The sequence below is a fragment of the Serratia sp. ASV30 genome (assembly GCF_016428815.1).
Classification (GTDB): Bacteria; Pseudomonadota; Gammaproteobacteria; order Enterobacterales; family Enterobacteriaceae; genus Chania; species Chania fonticola_C.
On the sequence record NZ_JAELTL010000001.1, the window covers coordinates 89,129 to 106,910 of the forward strand.

Below are 17,782 nucleotides of genomic sequence, written 5' to 3' on the forward strand. Positions count from 1 at the left end.
TATAACGGCAAAATACTTTCACACCAGATGCGCTGAAGGTTATCCCGCAGATTGCTGAAATTTAGAGATTTATCTCGCGCCGCGCATTCTTGGGACGAAATGCTGCTACCACAGCCTCGTGGGTCTCTACATAAGGGCCTTCGAGCAGTTGGATGCAATAAGGCACGCTGGCAAAAATACCGTGCACTACCACCTTGCCTGCCGCGTCCTTCACCCCTTCCAGCGTTTCTTTAATCGATTTGGGTTGCCCCGGCAGATTGATGATCAACGCCTGTTTACGGATCGCGCCAACCTGGCGTGAAAGAATTGCCGTTGGCACATAGTGTAGGCTGATTTGGCGCATTTGCTCGCCAAAACCCGGCATTACCCGATCGGCAATCGCCAGCGTAGCGTCAGGAGTGACGTCACGCCGGGACGGACCGGTGCCGCCGGTAGTCAACACCAGATGGCAGCCCATTTCATCAACCAGCTCACACAACGTATGCTCAATCAGCGTCTGCTCGTCAGGGATCAGTCGGGTTTCCAGGGTGAACGGCGTTGCCAAAGCGCTGCCCAGCCACTCTTCCAGCGCCGGGATCCCTTTATCCTGATAAACGCCCCCTGAAGCGCGGTCCGAAATAGAAACCAAACCAATGCGTAATGTATCCATGTTTTACCTCTGTCTTATGCCCCGATTACCGAAGGGAGATGAATGACGGGAGTATAGGGGGTTTGCCCGATGAGGTGGATATTCAGGTATAAAAAAAGGTGGCCGAGGCCACCTTCTGCACGACTTTTCGTAATTACAGCAAGTCGGCGATCATTTTTTCGAGCTTGCCCTGGTCTACGGCAAACTTGCGGATACCGTCGGTCAGTTTCTCAACCGCCATTGGATCCTGGTTGTGCTGCCAGTAGAACTCAGGCTCGGTCAGCGGTGCCGGACGCGCTTTCACTTCGCCGGTATAAGACAGTTTACGCTCCAGTGCGCCTTCGCTCTCCGCCAGCTCTTTCAGCAGTGCAGGGGCGATGGTCAGACGATCGCAGCCCGCCAGTTCGATGATTTCACCGACGTTACGGAAGCTGGCGCCCATCACCACCGTTTCATAGCCGTGCTGCTTGTAATACTGATAAATTTCAGACACTGAAACCACGCCCGGATCTTCGTGCGGAGCAAACTCTTTCTTGTCGCCATTGGCTTTGTACCAGTCAAGGATACGGCCAACGAACGGCGAGATCAGGTACACGCCAGCTTCGGCGCAGGCACGTGCCTGAGCGAAGGAGAACAGCAGCGTCAGGTTACAGTTGATGCCTTCTTTTTCCAGGCGCTCGGCCGCACGGATGCCCTGCCAGGTGGAGGCCAGTTTGATCAGGATGCGATCGTTGCTGATGCCCGCTTCGTTATACAGTTTGATCAGGCGCTTGGCTTTGGCAACGCTGGCTTCGGTATCATAAGACAGACGCGCGTCTACTTCGGTGGAAATGCGGCCCGGGACCAGTTTCAGGATCTCCAGACCAATGTTGACGGCCAGCTTGTCTGCGGCATCGGCAACCTGCTGATCGCGATCGTTGCTCTGCTCGCGCGCCCAGGCAATGGCTTCATCAATCAGTTTGCGGTATTCAGGAATTTGCGCTGCATTGAGGATCAGCGAAGGGTTGGTGGTGGCATCTTGCGGTTGATATAGCTTCATTGCAGCGATATCACCCGTATCCGCAACTACCGTAGTCAGCTGGCGTAGGGACGTTAATTTATCGGTCATGTTGGCATTATCTCATCGTTTGTGCATGAACTTTTGGCATCGTTCAACCATGCCTTGTCCTGATAATAACATGCACGTAGCCCGGCGCAAGGCAGGAAAATCACGCGCTGGCGGCGGTTGTTTTATCCTTGTGCGAGCAACCGGTTACGCACCGATAATTCGCAATTACCGAAGCAATGCCACGGCATTATCGCGCTGTCCCCCCTGAAAATTATGTTAAATTCCCGCCAACTTTTTATTCACCGCAACAATCCAGATAGAAGGCTGTAATTCCCGTCAATGGGATGATTTTAGCCAAGTTCTTGTAGAGAACTGACTCAAGTTTTCCGAACCAAGGTCGAAGAACCAGAGGTGCAGTAATCTTAACAAGGAGAAACATGTGACGGATCTGATTAACTTTATCAATAACATCCTGTGGAGTTCAGTACTGATCTATTTGCTGTTGGGTGCCGGCATCTACTTCACCTTACGTACCCGCTTTATTCAAATTCGTCACTTCAACCATATGTTTTCCGTGCTGAAGAACAGCACCAAAAGCGACGGTGCGGGTATTTCATCCTTCCAGGCACTATGCACTTCATTAGCCGCTCGTGTCGGCACCAACAACCTTACCGGCGTGGCGATAGCGCTTACGGCTGGCGGCCCCGGCGCCATCTTCTGGATGTGGGCGATCGCGTTTATCGGCATGGCGACCTCTTTCATTGAGAGTACCCTGGCACAGCTCTACAAAACCAAAGACGATAACGGCCACTACCGTGGCGGCCCGGCCTACTATATGGAAAAAGGCTTGGGTATGCGCTGGATGGGCGTGATGTTCTCCATTTTCCTGCTGATCGCATTCGGCCTGGTGTTCAATGCGGTACAGGCCAACTCCATCGCCCTGGCCAGTTCCGTGGCCTTTAACATCGACCCCATGTACGTCGGCATAGTGTTGGTGGTACTGAGCGCCATGGTGATCTTTGGCGGTATCCGCGCCATCGCCCGCGTCGCAGAAAAAATCGTACCGTTTATGGCCTTGGCTTACCTCCTGCTGGCGCTGTGGATCATCGGTCTGAATATTGAGCATATGCCAGCCATCCTGGCGTTGATCTTCAAAAGCGCTTTTGGCGTGCAGGAAGTCGCTGCCGGTACCCTGGGCTACGGGATCTCCCAGGCCATGACTCAGGGTATACAACGCGGGCTGTTTTCTAACGAAGGCGGGATGGGATCGGCCCCCAACGTGGCCGCTTCCGCTACCCCTTATCCGCCACACCCTGCCTCGCAGGGCTATGTGCAGATGCTTGGCGCATTTGTTGATACCATCGTCATTTGCAGCGCAACGGCGGCGATAATCTTGGCCTCTGGTGCACTGGATAGTCCCCCGTCCGACATCAGCGGCATCGATCTGACCCAGCGGGCCATGGCCAGCGCCGTCGGTTCCTGGGGCGCGCCCTTTGTCGCGATCGCCGTTTTCCTGTTTGCCTTTACCTCTATCATTGCCAATTATGCCTATGCCGAGAACAACCTGATCTTCCTCAAGCACCACCATCCGACAAAGCTGACGATTTTCCGCTGCTTTGCCTTGGGGATGGTGATGTTTGGCTCTATGGCAGAATTATCCACGGTGTGGAAAATGGCGGACATCTCGATGGCGCTGATGGCGATCACCAATCTGACCGCTATCTTGTTACTGTCCGACGTGGCCTTCAAATTGGCCAAGGATTACAACTACCAGCGTTCACTTGGCAAGCTGCCCACCTTTGACATCAACCACTACCCGGAGCTGGGATCCCAACTCGAATCGGGGATCTGGAAGCCGAGCAGGCAGAGTTAATCCTCCAGGGCGTGCGTAAAGTGCGCCCTATCACAGCCATACCTCCTGGTCTTGCGCGCTTTTTGCTACAGTAGCCACATGTTGATAAACAGGATGTGACCATGCTCATTATTATTTCACCTGCCAAAACCCTCGATTATGCAAGTCCGTTAGCCACCGAACGCTTTACTCAGCCCGAATTGTTGGATCAATCGCAAAAGCTGATCAAAATCTGCCGTAAGTTGACCCCGGCACAAATTTCCGGCCTGATGAGCATCAGCGATAAGCTCGCGGGCCTGAATGCCGCACGCTTTGGCGAATGGCAGCCTGATTTCACCCCGGACAATGCTCGTCAGGCGCTGTTGGCGTTTAAAGGCGACGTTTATACCGGCTTACAGGCGCAAGACTTCAGCGAAGAGGATTTCGACTTCGCACAGCAGCATCTGCGGATGCTCTCTGGCCTGTACGGGGTGCTGCGCCCGCTGGACCTGATGATGCCTTACCGGCTGGAGATGGGGATCAGGCTGGAGAACCCGCAGGGCAAAGATCTATACAGCTTCTGGGGCGAGCGGATCACCGAAAAGCTGAATCAGGCCCTGGAGCAGCAAGGCGATGATGTGGTGGTGAACCTGGCTTCGGATGAATACTTCAAATCGGTAAAACCGGCCAAGCTGCGCGGTACGCTGATCAAGCCGGTATTCCTGGACGAGAAAAACGGCAAGTACAAAGTCATCAGCTTCTACGCCAAGAAAGCGCGCGGGCTGATGAGCCGCTTTATCATCAAGAATCGCTTGGAGCACAGAGAACAGCTGGTTGATTTCAATCTGGAAGGGTATGCCTTCGATGAGGCGGCTTCGGCAGGTAATGAGCTGGTGTTCAAACGCCCGGAGCAGTGAGAAATCCGTTCCCTCTCTCAACAAGGAGAGGGAACGGGTTTTATCAGACTGGCAACGTCATCATGAATTGGCGCAATGCGGCAAAATCCGCCGCCATATTATGCGACAACAGCGGCAACTGTGCGCGCACCGCCAAGGCCTGTGGTAACGGTAACTCCTGGCCGAGGATCTCTTCAACGCTTTCCTTGAACTTGGCCGGATGTGCCGTGCCCAGGAACAGACCAAACTCCCCTGCCTGCAGTTGATCGCGCAGAACGCGGTAGGCGATCGCCGCATGAGGCTCTGAAAGGTAGCCCAAGGCAGCCAACTCCTTCATGGTTTCCTTGGTGGTTTCATCGCTCACCGCGCCATGGGCCAACTCCTTCAACTGCCAGATTTTACGGCGGAACAGCTCTTCCACACGCGGCCAGTTGTTAGGCTGGCTGACGTCCATCGCATTGGATAACGTCGCCACGGTGGCGTTTGGCTGCCAATCACCGGTGGTCAGGAAGCGTGGCACGGTGTCGTTAGCATTGGTGGCGGCGATAAAGCGTTTCACCGGCAGCCCCAGGGATTTCGCCAGCAGCCCGGCGGTCAAGTCGCCAAAGTTGCCGCTTGGCACGGAAATCACCAACTGATTGCGGGCTTCCTGCGGCAGTTGCGCCACGGCTTCAAAGTAGTAGCAGATTTGCGCCAGCAGGCGGCTGATATTGATCGAGTTGGCCGAGTTCAGGTGAACGGCCTCTTTCAGTTCCTGATCGTCAAACGCCTGCTTCACCAACGCCTGGCAGGCGTCAAAGTCGCCATCGATAGCGATGGTGTGGATGTTGCCACCCAACGTGCAGAACAGCTTTTCCTGAAGCGAACTGATCTTGCCCTGTGGATAGAGGATCACCACGCGCACGTTTTTCAGGCCGTAGAAGGCATGAGCAACGGCTGCGCCGGTGTCACCGGAGGTTGCAGTCAAGATGGTCACTGGCTGATCGCCCGCGACTTCCGCCAGCATCTGCGCCATAAAGCGGCCGCCGAAGTCTTTGAACGCCAGCGTCGGGCCGTGGAACAGCTCCAGGCAGGCGACATCGCTCTCCACCTGTGCCACCGGGGCCGGGAACTCAAACGCGGCCTTCACCCGCTTGTACAGCGCCTCTTCGCCGATCTCGTCGCCAATAAAAGCGGACAGGATCTTGCTGCTGCGAGTGACAAAGTCCATCTCCAGCAGCTTATCAATCTCGGTCAGTTCGAATTCTGGCAGTTCCAGCGGGAAAAACAGCCCTTGCTGCTTACCCAGGCCCTGTTTGATAGCCTGCGCGAAGCTGACCTGTTCGTTATGATCTTTCAGATTGTACAGTTTCATGCGTTATCCCAATAGTCGAGCGCCAGCGGTATCCAGGCGGCAAATATGAACAAAACCTTCGTCGTTTTGCAGGTAATGGTTGGTCAGCCAATCGGCCATGCGTTGCGCCGTTGCGCCGTCATCACAGACCGCAAACAACGTCGGGCCGGAGCCGGAAATGCCGCAGGCCAAGGCACCGATATCCTGTGAGGCTTTACGCGCTTCAGCAAAGCCTGGCAACAGGCGGGTGCGATAAGGCTCGGCAATCACGTCCTGCATCAGCTTGGCCGCCAGACGCGGTTGCTGAGTGTGACAAGCGTGAATAAAGCCCGCCAGATAACGGCCATGGCTGATACAGTCCTGGCGGCGGTATTGCGCGGGCAGAATGGCACGCGCCTCTGCGGTGGATACCTTGATGCCCGGATAGGCCATCACCCACAGCCAGTCTTTAAAGCCAGGCACTTCCTGGCTGATGATCCCTTCTTCTTCCAGCATCAACTGCAAGCCGCCCAGATAGCACGGCGCAACGTTATCGTAATGCACGCTGCCGGAAATACGCCCTTCCAGTTCGCCCATCAGGGCCAGCAGTTGTGTCTCGTTGAGCGGGCGATCGCAAAATTCGTTCATCGCCATCAGACCAGCCACCACCGAGCAAGCGCTGGAGCCCAGCCCGGAACCGATCGGCATGTTCTTCTCCAGCCGCATCGCTACCGGTACTTCACGGCCAATCGCCTGGCAGAAACGCTCCCAGCACTGGTAAACAATGTTCTCTTTAGGATCGCTCGGCAGCTTGCTGACAAAACGCCCGCCATTTTCCAGGCTGAAGCGGCTGGCCGCTTCTACACTGACGCAATCCCCCAGCAGCGTGCCGTCGATAGGGGAAACCGCAGCTCCCAGCACATCGAACCCGACGCTGACGTTACCAATTGAGGCCGGTGCATACACCTTAACCATATTAGACTCCCAACTTCCATGACAGTGTGCGCAACAGATCGGCAAATACCCCGGCCGCCGTCACATCATTACCGGCACCATAACCGCGCAGCACCAGCGGTAATGGCTGATAGTAACGGCTGTAGAAGGCCAGGGCGTTCTCACCGTTCTTCACTTTATACAACGGATCGTTGCCGTCTACCGCATCAATACGTACCAGGCAGCGGCCTTCTTCGATGGCACCCACATAACGCAGCACCTTACCTTCCGCGGCAGCAGCAGCCACACGGCGGTTAAATTCGGCATCCAATTCCGGCAGGCGGGCAATAAAGTTCTCCACATCACCGCTGGCATCAAACGACGGAGGTAACACCGATTCGACTTCAATATCGCTCAGTTCGAGCGTATAGCCTGCTTCACGCGCCAGGATCAGCAGCTTGCGAGCGACATCCATCCCCGAGAGGTCATCACGCGGATCTGGCTCGGTGTAACCGAGGGCCTTGGCCTGCAAGGTGGCCTCTGACAGCGACATCCCCTCATCCAGTTTACCGAAGATAAAGGACAGTGATCCCGACAAAATACCGGTGAAACGCACCAACTCATCGCCCGCATTGAGCAGGTTCTGCAGGTTTTCAATCACCGGCAGGCCCGCACCCACGTTGGTGTCATACAGGAACTTGCGGCGAGAACCGGCTGCGGCGGTGCGCAGTTGCTGGTAATAATTCATCGACGAGGTGTTGGCCTTCTTGTTTGGCGTTACCACGTGGAAACCATCGGCCAGGAAATCGGCATACTGATCGGCCACTGCCTGGCTGGAGGTACAGTCGACAATCACCGGATTGAGCAGGTGGCACTCTTTCACCAGGCGGATCAGGCGGCCCAGATTGAAAGGCTCTTTGGCTTCGGCCAGTTCGTCCCGCCAGCTTTCCAGCGAGATACCGTGTACGTTGGTCAACATCGCCCGTGAGTTGGCAATGCCACAGATGCGCAGATCGATGTGCTTTTGCTTCAGCCAAGGCTGCTGGCGATAAACCTGCTCGATCAGTGCCCCACCAACGCCGCCCACGCCAATTACAAACACTTCGATCACCTGATCGGTGTTGAACAGCATCTGATGGCTGACGCGCACACCGGTGGTGGCGGAATCATTATCAACCACCACGGAGATTGAACGCTCGGAAGAGCCTTGAGCGATCGCCACGATATTGATGTTGGCGCGAGCCAAAGCAGAGAAGAAGCGCGCAGAGATGCCACGCAAGGTGCGCATACCGTCGCCGACGACCGAGATGATTGCCAGGCGCTCCATCACATCCAGCGGCTCCAGCACGCCGTCTTTCAGCTCCAGGTAGAATTCGTCCTCCAGGGCACGACGAGCGCGTTGCAGCTCGCTCTGGGGCACACAGAAGCTGATGCTGTATTCGGAAGAGGACTGGGTGATCAACACCACCGAGATCCCGGCGCGTGACATCACGGCAAACACACGTGCCGCCATGCCGACCATGCCTTTCATACCAGGGCCGGACACGTTGATCATCGCCATATTGTTCAGATTGGTGATGCCCTTTACCGGCGTATCATCAGCCACGCTTTCGCCACCGATCAGGGTGCCGGGAGCTTGTGGGTTGGCGGTGTTTTTAATCAGGCAAGGGATTTGGAACTGGGCAATCGGGGTGATGGTACGCGGGTGGAGAACTTTGGCGCCGAAGTAGGAGAGCTCCATCGCCTCGCGGTAGGACATCGACTTCAATAATCGGGCATCCGGCACGGTACGCGGATCGCAGGTATAAACCCCGTCCACATCGGTCCAGATCTCGCAACAGTCGGCACGCAGGCAAGCGGCCAGCACGGCGGCGGAATAATCGGAGCCGTTGCGCCCCAGCACGACCAGTTCGCCTTTGTCGTTACCGGCAGTAAAGCCCGCCATCAGGACGATATGGTCAGAAGGAATGGCCGCTGCAGCGATACGGAGAGTGGACTCGGCAATATCAACGGTCGACTCCAGATAGTGGCCCTGAGCCAGCAGCTTCTCTACCGGGTTAATCACCGTCACCGGGTAGCCCTTGGCTTTGAAGACGCCTTCCATGATGGCAATAGAGAGTTTTTCACCCCGGCAGATGATGGCCGCATTGACGCTATCCGGGCACTGCCCCAACAACGCCACGCCATGCAGTACCTGTTTGAGCTGCGCGAACTCCTGCTCGACCAGTGCCTTGAGGCGATCGTACTCAAAGCCAGGCAGCGCCTTGGCCAAACCGCTGAGCAGGTCGGCAAAGATGCGCTCGGCGTCGCTCATGGTTGGCAGAATATCCTGGCCGGCTACCGTTTTTTCAATCATCGCCACCAGGTGATTGGTGATTTTGGCCGGTGCGGACAATACCGTGGCTACCTGTCCCTGGCGTGCATTGTTCTCCACGATATCGGCAACGCGCAGAAAACGTTCCGCATTCGCTACCGAGGTTCCACCAAATTTAAGCACTCGCATTTCTGTTATCTCCTGAATTTATGCCGAAAAAAAAGCCCGCACTGGTTAGGTGCGGGCTTTTTTCTTCTGTTTCCTGTACGCGTCAGCCCGCCCCGTTACCTGTGGTATCGGTGGTGGTAATAATTGTCGTATTCAGGCTGATGTTTCGCATTTTGTCTGTCTGTCTCATTAGAATCTCTGTCCCCTCTATTGGTTAAAGCAATCGCCTGGCCAAGTCAAATTATTTCTTTGTTTTGCCTATTTACTGGCCATAGTGGGATCTGCGCGATGAAGCCGATAAAAAAACGGAATTGCAGAACAAAAAATCACAACAAAGCCGATTAAATAGTGAATAACACCAGACAAGCAACAGAAAACGCCTACATCACTTCGTCAGTTTTTTTTCAATATCATGCAGCAACCGGTGCAGCATGACAGTGTCGCGCTGCTGCAATACCCCGAGCCGCTGGTGTAACCAATCGCGCAATTTTTGGTCATCTGCCACGTCCAGCGCCTGTAACAGGCGATCTGCCCGTTGCCGCAACGCATTGAGCTGCCCGGCATCGGCCAGGGGTTCCTGCTGCGCGCTGACTGACATTAACTGCGCCAGTTGATAGCAATACACCATCACCGCCTGGCCGAGGTTCAACGAAGGATAATCGGCCACCATTGGGACGCCGGTCAGCAGATCGGCCAACGCCAGCTCTTCATTGGTCAGGCCCGAGTCTTCACGGCCAAACACCAGTGCAGCCTGATGCACCCATTGCTGGCGTTCCGCCAACTGCTCCGTCAGTTGCTGAGGGGTACAGTAATAATGGAAGCGTGCGCGGCTGCGAGCGGTGGTCGCAACGGTAAAGTCCACGTCTGCCAATGCCTCTTGCAGGGTAGAAAACGTCTGCACCGCATCCAGAATATCGCCAGCACCGTGGGCGACCCAGCGGGCAGCGGGCTGAAGATGGGCCTCGCTGTCGACGATGCGCAACGAGGTGAAGCCCATGGTTTTCATCGCCCGCGCCGCTGCGCCAACATTTTCCGCCCGAGCGGGCGCGACTAACACGATATGAAGCTGCATCAAGACTCCAGAAAAATAAAGAGAATAGTTCTTTGACTGTTGGGATTTGTCTGATTATATTTACAAACGATTAACATCGTAAATGACCGCTTGCTATAATATTATTAAACAGGCACTTCATCCTATAAAGCAGACGAAACATTCATAACTACAGGTTAAGTTTTAATTTTCATTAAAAACAAAGCACTGTATTTTCACCCCAGACAGTTAGCTTTCAATTGTAACGCATCGGCCCCAACAAAGCTGAATCGTTCACAGAATTTGACGATCTGTGACTTAACTTGGCAGTTCTGTAAGTGTTTTTCACAAAACTGTTAACGTGCTACAATTGAATTTGATATATGTCAACAAAGCGTAGTTTTGTTAGGTGATGAATTCGGCACACACTGTTATATTGCTGTTAATAGGGTTAGGATATGCGCCGTTTTGGCATCATTCGGGGTGGTAAAAAATAGCCCCCCCACCCAGCTAGCGATCTTGTTGACATTGATGGAAAGCGCATCAAGAACGAGTTTACGTACTGTAGTCGTTTGGTAATTGAGGGAACGTGAGCGGTATCTCTGCCCTCCATGGAAGAACACCAAGACTGCTGTACTTCCTATTTTCTATTTTGTTGGCAATTTTAGGTAGCAAATATGCAGACCCCGCACATTCTGATTGTCGAAGACGAGTTAGTCACTCGTAACACCCTGAAGAGCATTTTCGAGGCGGAAGGCTACATTGTTCATGAAGCCAATGACGGTGCAGAAATGCACAACATCCTGTCCGAAAATGATATCAACCTGGTTATCATGGATATCAACCTGCCAGGCAAGAACGGCCTGCTGCTGGCGCGTGAACTACGCGAACAGGCCAGCGTCGCGCTGATGTTCCTGACCGGTCGTGATAATGAAGTCGATAAAATTCTCGGCCTGGAAATCGGCGCCGATGACTATATCACCAAACCGTTCAACCCACGCGAACTGACCATTCGTGCGCGCAACCTGCTGTCACGCACCATGAATCTGGGTAGCGTCGGCGAAGAGCGCAAGCTGGTTGAGAGCTACAAGTTCAACGGTTGGGAGCTGGACATCAACAGCCGCTCTCTGATCGGCCCTGCTGGCGAGCAGTACAAACTGCCACGCAGCGAATTCCGCGCCATGCTGCACTTCTGTGAAAACCCGGGCAAGATCCAGTCCCGTGGTGAGTTGCTGAAGAAAATGACTGGCCGTGAGTTGAAGCCGCATGACCGTACCGTAGACGTGACCATCCGTCGTATTCGTAAGCACTTCGAATCCACGCCGGACACGCCGGAAATCATTGCCACCATTCATGGTGAAGGTTACCGCTTCTGCGGCGATCTGGAAGAATAAGCCTGTCTTAACGTCACAGGTTAAAAAGGGTTCAGCTTGCTGAACCCTTTTTTATTGAGACCAGACGCGATGCCATCTGAATGGGCTCACAACGTAGGGGGCGCTGTATACTGCGCCCGTCTGGATTACTTGGCTTCACCCCAAGGGATGATTGGCACCGCGCTCAGGGCATTTTTCGGTGAACCATCTACCACCCGATCGGAATAGCTCAGGTAGATCAGCGCATTGCGATTGGCATCATAAAAACGTACTACCTGCAGCTTTTTGAACACCAAAGAGGTGCGCTTCTGGAACACCACGGTTCCTTCAGCCTTGCCCTTCTTAATCTTGTCGCTCAGCTCAATCGGGCCAACCTGCTGGCAAGAAATGGCCGCATCCGAGGTATCCTCTGCCAGCCCTAACCCCCCCTTTATCCCACCGGTTTTAGCCCGGCTGATATAACAAGTTACATTTTTAACATCAGGATCGTCGAACGCTTCAACCACAATTTTATGATCTGGACCAAACAGTTTGAACACCGTATCGACCGATCCTACCTGTTCCGCCTGCGCGCTATTAACCGTTGCGCAAACCAGACCGAACAAAAATATCCATCCTTTTTTCATTCACTTAACTCCAATAGAACAGCGTGTTAAATCACAGGGCTGCTAATAAGAACGCCGATGCTTCAGGTCATAGAAATGGGTTTTCCTCGGCCCAGGCAGCTCTTTTTAGCACAGAGAGCGAAAAAAATCTTTGGGAGTCGTGGAGGAAAAAAGTTGCTATTATGCGGCATCGTCATCGCTTAATGCCTGTTAACACCAGTTTTCCCCCGCTTCCCGCAACGCATATCGCAAAAGCGCCGTATGTAATGCAACTGATTGATCAATAAGTCAGTGAGCATCAGGTATCAGCATGACAAATCAAACAGTTCGGGTTCCGAACCTGAAGCTCTACGAGGAAGATCTATGGATCAAGCCGGTATCATTCGTGATCTGCTTAGCTGGCTGGAAAGCCATTTGGACCAACCTTTGTCACTGGATAACGTGGCGGCAAAAGCGGGTTACTCTAAATGGCATCTGCAACGGATGTTTAAGGATATCACTGGGAACGCCATCGGCGCCTATATTCGGGCAAGAAGGTTGTCCAAAGCCGCCGTCGCATTACGCCTCACCAGTCGGCCTATTCTGGATATTGCTTTGCAGTATCGTTTCGACTCACAGCAGACCTTCACTCGCGCATTCAAAAAACAGTTTGCGCAAACCCCGGCGCTGTATCGCCGTTCTGAAGACTGGAACGCCTTCGGCATGTGCCCGCCAATACGTCTGGGCGCCTTTACGCTGCCACATCCAGAGTTTGTCACACTACCAGAGCTGGACCTGATCGGCCTGACGCAGAGCTACTCCTGTACGTTAGAGCAAATCTCCAACTTCCGCTCCGAGCTGCGTACCCAATTCTGGCAACAGTACCTGGGGCAGATAGAAACCCTGCCACCGGTGCTTTACGGCCTGCACCACTCGCGGCCAAGCCAGGAAAAAGACGACGAGCAGGAAGTGCTGTATACCACTGCCCTGGAGGCGCAACACGTTCCGACCAAGGTGCAGGAAGGCCAGCCGATCACGCTGCAGGGTGGTGAATATGCCATGTTCAGCTATCAGGGGCCAGCATCCGGCCTGCAGGACTTTATCCTGATACTGTACGGCACTTGCCTGCCAGCATTGGAACTGACCCGTCGCAAAGGGCACGATATTGAGCGCTTCTATCCGCAAGGTGACCGGCGTCCGCCTCAGCCACCCAGCGAGATCCGTTGCGACTATCTGATCCCGATCCGCCGTTAGCGCTGTAGCTCATCCAACGCGGGCATGTCCAGATGCGAGATATCGCCCGCACTTTCCACAATCCAGCCTGGAGCCAACCAAGGGCTTTGCTGATAGTCGACGCGTGACAACGAGCAGTTGCGCAAACGCAGACGGCGCTCGGCATAGGCCGGTAGCCCTAAAACTGTCCCGATCAGGCACCCCAGCGCGATGCCGTGGCTGACAATCAACGGCTTGCTGCCTTGCGGCAGTTCCAGGCACGCTGTCAGCGCCGCATGCATCCGCGTGGCCAACTCTGTCATAGATTCACCTTGAGGGATACGGCCGTCAGCAGTACCATCGACCATCTGTTTACGCCACAGCTCTTCCTGCGGTGTCAGGCTGTCGATCAAACGTTCTTCCAGAACGCCCATATGCAGTTCACGCAGCCGGGCATCTACCATAACGTCGCAACCGCAAGCGTCCGCAATGATTTGCGCGGTCTGACGGGTGCGGCCCAGATCGCTGGAAATCACGTGCGTCACGCCCTCACGGCTAACGCGTTTGCCAACCAGATGAGCCTGGTGAACGCCAGTGGCGGTTAATGGGCTGTCGGATTGGCCCTGAATGCGGCGTGCTGCGTTCCATTCCGTTTCGCCGTGGCGAACGAGGTATACCTGTAACATTATGCTTTTCCGTTATACTGCGTGAAACTTGAGTTTATCTGTGGCTCGTGCCTTGCACTACGCATAACTTGCCGCCATCAAAAATCATGGCAAGACACAGCCCCACTTTAAGGAAGCTAAAGCCGTTATGTATCATGTTATCGCTGCAACTACCAACCCGGCAAAGATCAGGGCTATTCAACTGGCTTTTGAAGATACCTTTGGCGCAGACCAATGCCGCATAGAATCGGTTGACGTCGCCAGCGGCGTTTCACTGCAACCCATTGGCAATACCGAAACCCGTACCGGCGCACGCCAACGCGTGATGGAAGCGCGGCAGGTGCGGCCAGAAGCCGACTTTTGGGTCGGAGTAGAAGCCGGGATCGAAGAAAATATGACGTTCGCCTGGATGACGGTAGAGAACCCAACGACCCGTGGCGAATCGCGTTCTGCCAGCCTGATGCTGCCAGAATCAATTTTACAGGGTATTCGAGCTGGTCGCGAGTTAGGCGATGAAATGGCCTTGATCACCGGCAATAGCGAAGTCAAACGTCAGGGGGGAGCGATCGGTATCTTTACCGACGGTCGGCTGAGCCGCACCAGCGTTTACCATCAGGCACTGCTGCTGGCGCTGGTGCCGTTTCACAATCCGATTTACCGCAGCCACAACAGCAATAATACGCCGCAGCAATAAGCCACCAGGGGTGATGGCTTCACCCCAGTAATTGCTGTTCCAACCACTGTTTCAGCGCTGGCGTCGCCATCTTCAGGCTGTTTGACCCTCTGGTGATGGTTGCGATACCGGCCCCGAGCTCATTCTTCAGCTCGCGCTGGCTCATTTCGCCACGCATCAGTTCCTGAATAATCCGCACCCGTGTCCCCAGCGCAGTACGCTCATCCGGCGTCAGCAGCAGTTGCATCAACGGTTGGTGTAAATCCTGATCGAACGAGCTCTGCAGCAGTGCGACAAAGCGCAGCCAATCTTCATTGCCTTGTTCTGAAAGAGCGGGGTCGTTTAGCGATAATTGCGTCATGCCAGCCACCATACTATTTAACTAGTACAGCAGCATAGCATAGACCAGGTAGCCGTCAAAATGCCGCTGACGTTAAGCTAAATAGCTGCATGTATTGGTGCGACAGGTGGGGGCCATGCAGAACGCCGACACGCCGTAAACTCATCCCTGAGGGCTCGAATCGCGCATCCTTGCGCTCAACGGTCGGCTAATCTGCATGGCCCCCACCTGCCTCTGACTTTCGTGGTGCGGTATTAAACACCGTTATTTAGGTAACTATCTTATCGAGAATTAGTAGCGTCTTTGCCACTCGGCATCCGTCAATACCTTCGCTGGTCGATGCATGAAGTAACGATAAAATGCGTCATAGGCCAACACGTTCTTCACATAAGAACGGGTTTCCGAGAACGGAATGCTTTCCACAAACGCCACGGCATCCACCCGGCCATCGGTATTGCCTAACCAGGTATTCACCCGTGATGGACCAGCGTTATAGGCCGCAGACGCAAGAATACGGTTACGACCAAATTGCTGATACACCGACTCCAGATAGCTGGTGCCAATGGTGATATTGGTTTGCGGATCAAAAAGTTGGCTCGGACTGCTGTAGCCTGGGATGCCGAACAGATCCACCGTATGTTTCGCGGTGCGCGGCATGACCTGCATCAAACCTGCGGCCCCGACCGGCGACTGCGCTTTCGGGTTCCAGGCGCTCTCCTGGCGGGCTATCGCCATGGCATAGCTCGGCGTAATGCCTTTATCTTCGGTAGCACGGCGGAACTCCTGCGGCCAAGCCATCGGGAAACGTTCTTCGAGATGATCCCACAGTTTGCCAACAATGGTCGCCTGTACGCTCAGATCGGCCCATTTCTGCTCAAAGGCATAGCGGGCCAGCGCTTCCTGCTCCGGGCGGCTACGGCTGGCGACGAATGAGCTCCACTCACTGCGCGCCAGGTTATCCATATTCCAGTACATCAGTTCACGCACCCGGGCAATCTCCGGGCCACTCACCAGATCGGCGCGCGGTTTTGCCGCCACGGCGACCATTACCGGATAAGGCACCTGCAGTTTTTGTGCAGCCACCATCGGGTAGAAGCCGCGTTCGTTCATCAGGCTACGCAGTATCGCTTCACCTTCGCTGCGTTTACCTTCATCGATCATTACACTGCCACGCCAGTAGCGCCATTCATCCTTGTTACGCGATTCTTCAGGCAAGCGTGCCAGCCAGGTTTTCAGCCCCTGACGATCGCCAACGCCCAGCGCCATACGCACGCGACGCTCCAGCAAGGCTGGCTGTTGGCTGCGCAGGATCACCTGATCGCGCCATTGGGTCTGCTCAAAAGTGGCATCATTGCCCATCAACCGCCAGGCCACCTCTTCCTCCATTGCCAACTTCTCGCTCTCGCTCATTTTCTGCAAGCGGGCCAGCGTTGGGATCATGGCTCGAGCATTTTCTACGTCCTGACGGGCAAGACGAGCGAATACGATGGTGGTAGCCGAACGGGTAAAGTCTGTCGGGCCAACGCTACGGGCAAAGGCTTCCAGCGTGGCAGGATCGTTTTGCAACCGTACCAGCGCATCTCCCATGGTCTGATAATCGCTGGGCAGTTGGCGGTACAGGTAATTCACCAGGCTGCTGTTGCCCTCTTTCAGCGCCAGCTTCATCCGCGCCAGCGTGTTCAACGGCGTTTGCTTACCGGCAGCCTGCCAGACGCTGAACAGCTTATCGCAGGAACCCGGCAAGGTTTTACCGCTCATCCAGATATCATCGGCACCGGCCCAGGCCGCCTGCTGATCGCCAGTGGCCCACTTGGCGTAATAAAAATTACAGCGCGCCGCAACAGGTTTAGGCTCTTGTGGGCTGAAGGACAGCAGGGTAGTCCAGTCTTGACGGCTCGCCAGTTCGTTCACGAAACGGGCAGAAAGCGATTTTGCAGGTGGCAACGTAGGATGCAACCGCAAAAACTGCTGGACCTGAGCCGCGCTGGCCGTACTGAGATCCTGCGTCAACTGGCGATATTCCAGATAAGGGTACAGGGGGTAATCCTGCAGCGTTGGCATCAACTGCGCCACCACGTCCATCTGTTTACTGTCCCAGGCCTGCTTGATTTGCAGATAACGCTGGCGTTCACCGTCCAGGGAGTCTGCCAATGTTGCACCAGAAAATGCCGTCAGGCACAGCCCTACAGCCCACAACCGCCATTTGTCCACCTTGACCATACTTACTCTTTCCTCGCTGGGTTAGCTTGCCAGAACCGATCCACCCCGCTGCCGCGCCGCGTCAGCAGCCAACGGGCCAGTGGATCCTGCTCTGCGAGTGTCTCACGCCCCACCGTGGGAAGCCACGCCGGGAACAAAACTGTGCCGCCACCATGGGTTGGCATCAGGTATTAATCATAGACAGCAAAAACGTGTATCCATTCATTACTTTATAACAAGTTTATCAGCGTAGATGAAAACCACGCTGTCAGACTATCGCGTCAGGCAGCACAGCAAGACGACGTTTTGAAAAATCATGGGATTATGGGAAATTTTTTCATCACACAATAACGCCAGTGTTCTATAGTTTTCTATGCAGACACGAGTTTTTCTATACAAAAAATGACGTTACAGAGACATTAATAGAGAAACATTTGCTCACCGATTAAAACAATTCCTATTACTTTGTTTTTATTATCTCAGATCAAAAACTCAAGTTTGCGATTATTTACTATCACGCGGCAGATAATTGGCCATCCACTAACTGAAATTATTACCATTCACGTCTGTGTGACA

General features: G+C 54.4%; 16 protein-coding genes, 1 pseudogene and 1 other annotated feature. Of the genes and pseudogenes, 5 read left to right on the top strand and 12 right to left on the bottom strand.

Annotated elements, in window-relative coordinates:
• Nucleotides 1-61 precede the first annotated feature (61 nt).
• Entirely contained in the window at nt 62-649 is a 588-nt protein-coding gene (gene mog, locus JHD74_RS00380; protein ID WP_074028460.1) for a molybdopterin adenylyltransferase, read from the bottom strand.
• A gap of 133 nt (nt 650-782) precedes the next feature.
• Nucleotides 783-1,736, bottom strand: a complete 954-nt coding sequence (gene tal, locus JHD74_RS00385; RefSeq protein WP_199061230.1) for a transaldolase — start codon at nt 1,734-1,736, stop codon at nt 783-785.
• A gap of 379 nt (nt 1,737-2,115) precedes the next feature.
• Between tal and JHD74_RS00390 the strand changes: the two genes are divergently transcribed.
• Nucleotides 2,116-3,549 (top strand): sodium:alanine symporter family protein, encoded by a 1,434-nt coding sequence (locus JHD74_RS00390; RefSeq protein ID WP_199061231.1) that lies wholly within the window; start codon nt 2,116-2,118, stop codon nt 3,547-3,549.
• A 101-nt stretch (nt 3,550-3,650) separates the two neighbouring features.
• A complete protein-coding gene (yaaA, locus tag JHD74_RS00395; protein WP_199061232.1) occupies nt 3,651-4,424 on the top strand; it encodes a peroxide stress protein YaaA in 774 nt (257 codons plus the stop codon).
• Between the two features lie 43 nt (nt 4,425-4,467).
• On the opposite strand, the gene thrC is transcribed toward yaaA, so the two are convergent.
• The 6 genes and pseudogenes from thrC to JHD74_RS27015 form a co-directional block, all read right to left on the bottom strand.
• Nucleotides 4,468-5,757, bottom strand: a complete 1,290-nt coding sequence (gene thrC, locus JHD74_RS00400) for a threonine synthase (RefSeq protein WP_199061233.1) — start codon at nt 5,755-5,757, stop codon at nt 4,468-4,470.
• 3 nt (nt 5,758-5,760) lie between these two features.
• Complete coding sequence (gene thrB / locus JHD74_RS00405) at nt 5,761-6,690, bottom strand: homoserine kinase (protein ID WP_021179245.1); 930 nt, start codon at nt 6,688-6,690, stop codon at nt 5,761-5,763.
• A gap of 1 nt (nt 6,691) precedes the next feature.
• The gene (thrA, locus tag JHD74_RS00410) at nt 6,692-9,151 is read right to left on the bottom strand and encodes a bifunctional aspartate kinase/homoserine dehydrogenase I (protein WP_199061234.1); all 2,460 of its coding nucleotides are present in this window, start codon (nt 9,149-9,151) and stop codon (nt 6,692-6,694) included.
• A 25-nt stretch (nt 9,152-9,176) separates the two neighbouring features.
• Nucleotides 9,177-9,295, bottom strand: a sequence feature (Thr leader region).
• Nucleotides 9,234-9,320 carry a thr operon leader peptide gene (gene thrL, locus JHD74_RS00415; protein ID WP_071592991.1) on the bottom strand — a complete coding sequence of 29 codons (87 nt, stop codon included), beginning with the start codon at nt 9,318-9,320 and terminating at the stop codon, nt 9,234-9,236. (Overlaps the previous feature by 62 nt.)
• A 195-nt stretch (nt 9,321-9,515) precedes the next feature.
• Nucleotides 9,516-10,202: a tRNA/rRNA methyltransferase gene (locus JHD74_RS00420; protein WP_024527221.1), complete on the bottom strand. Its 687-nt coding sequence runs from the start codon at nt 10,200-10,202 to the stop codon at nt 9,516-9,518.
• 389 nt (nt 10,203-10,591) lie between these two features.
• Nucleotides 10,592-10,729 (bottom strand): annotated as a pseudogene (locus tag JHD74_RS27015) (hypothetical protein); the annotation flags it as partial.
• A gap of 108 nt (nt 10,730-10,837) precedes the next feature.
• On the opposite strand from JHD74_RS27015, the gene arcA reads away from it, so the two are divergent.
• Nucleotides 10,838-11,554 carry a two-component system response regulator ArcA gene (gene arcA, locus JHD74_RS00425; RefSeq protein ID WP_024483588.1) on the top strand — a complete coding sequence of 239 codons (717 nt, stop codon included), beginning with the start codon at nt 10,838-10,840 and terminating at the stop codon, nt 11,552-11,554.
• A gap of 125 nt (nt 11,555-11,679) precedes the next feature.
• Here the strand turns inward: arcA and creA are convergent, their stop codons facing one another.
• On the bottom strand, nt 11,680-12,159 hold the full coding sequence (gene creA, locus JHD74_RS00430; RefSeq protein WP_021179241.1) for a protein CreA: 480 nt from the start codon (nt 12,157-12,159) through the stop codon (nt 11,680-11,682).
• A 342-nt stretch (nt 12,160-12,501) separates the two neighbouring features.
• On the opposite strand from creA, the gene robA reads away from it, so the two are divergent.
• Complete coding sequence (gene robA / locus JHD74_RS00435) at nt 12,502-13,371, top strand: MDR efflux pump AcrAB transcriptional activator RobA (protein WP_024527222.1); 870 nt, start codon at nt 12,502-12,504, stop codon at nt 13,369-13,371.
• Here the strand turns inward: robA and gpmB are convergent.
• Complete coding sequence (gpmB, locus tag JHD74_RS00440; protein ID WP_024527223.1) at nt 13,368-14,015, bottom strand: 2,3-diphosphoglycerate-dependent phosphoglycerate mutase GpmB; 648 nt, start codon at nt 14,013-14,015, stop codon at nt 13,368-13,370. The genes robA and gpmB overlap by 4 nt on opposite strands.
• A 127-nt stretch (nt 14,016-14,142) precedes the next feature.
• Here gpmB and yjjX point away from each other — a divergent pair, with 127 nt between their 5' ends.
• Nucleotides 14,143-14,688, top strand: a complete 546-nt coding sequence (yjjX, locus tag JHD74_RS00445; protein ID WP_024527224.1) for an inosine/xanthosine triphosphatase — start codon at nt 14,143-14,145, stop codon at nt 14,686-14,688.
• Between the two features lie 19 nt (nt 14,689-14,707).
• Here yjjX and trpR read toward each other — a convergent pair whose 3' ends face one another.
• A complete protein-coding gene (trpR, locus tag JHD74_RS00450) occupies nt 14,708-15,028 on the bottom strand; it encodes a trp operon repressor (RefSeq protein ID WP_029710775.1) in 321 nt (106 codons plus the stop codon).
• 270 nt (nt 15,029-15,298) lie between these two features.
• Complete coding sequence (gene sltY, locus JHD74_RS00455; RefSeq protein WP_024527225.1) at nt 15,299-17,218, bottom strand: murein transglycosylase; 1,920 nt, start codon at nt 17,216-17,218, stop codon at nt 15,299-15,301.
• Nucleotides 17,219-17,782: the final 564 nt, after the last annotated feature.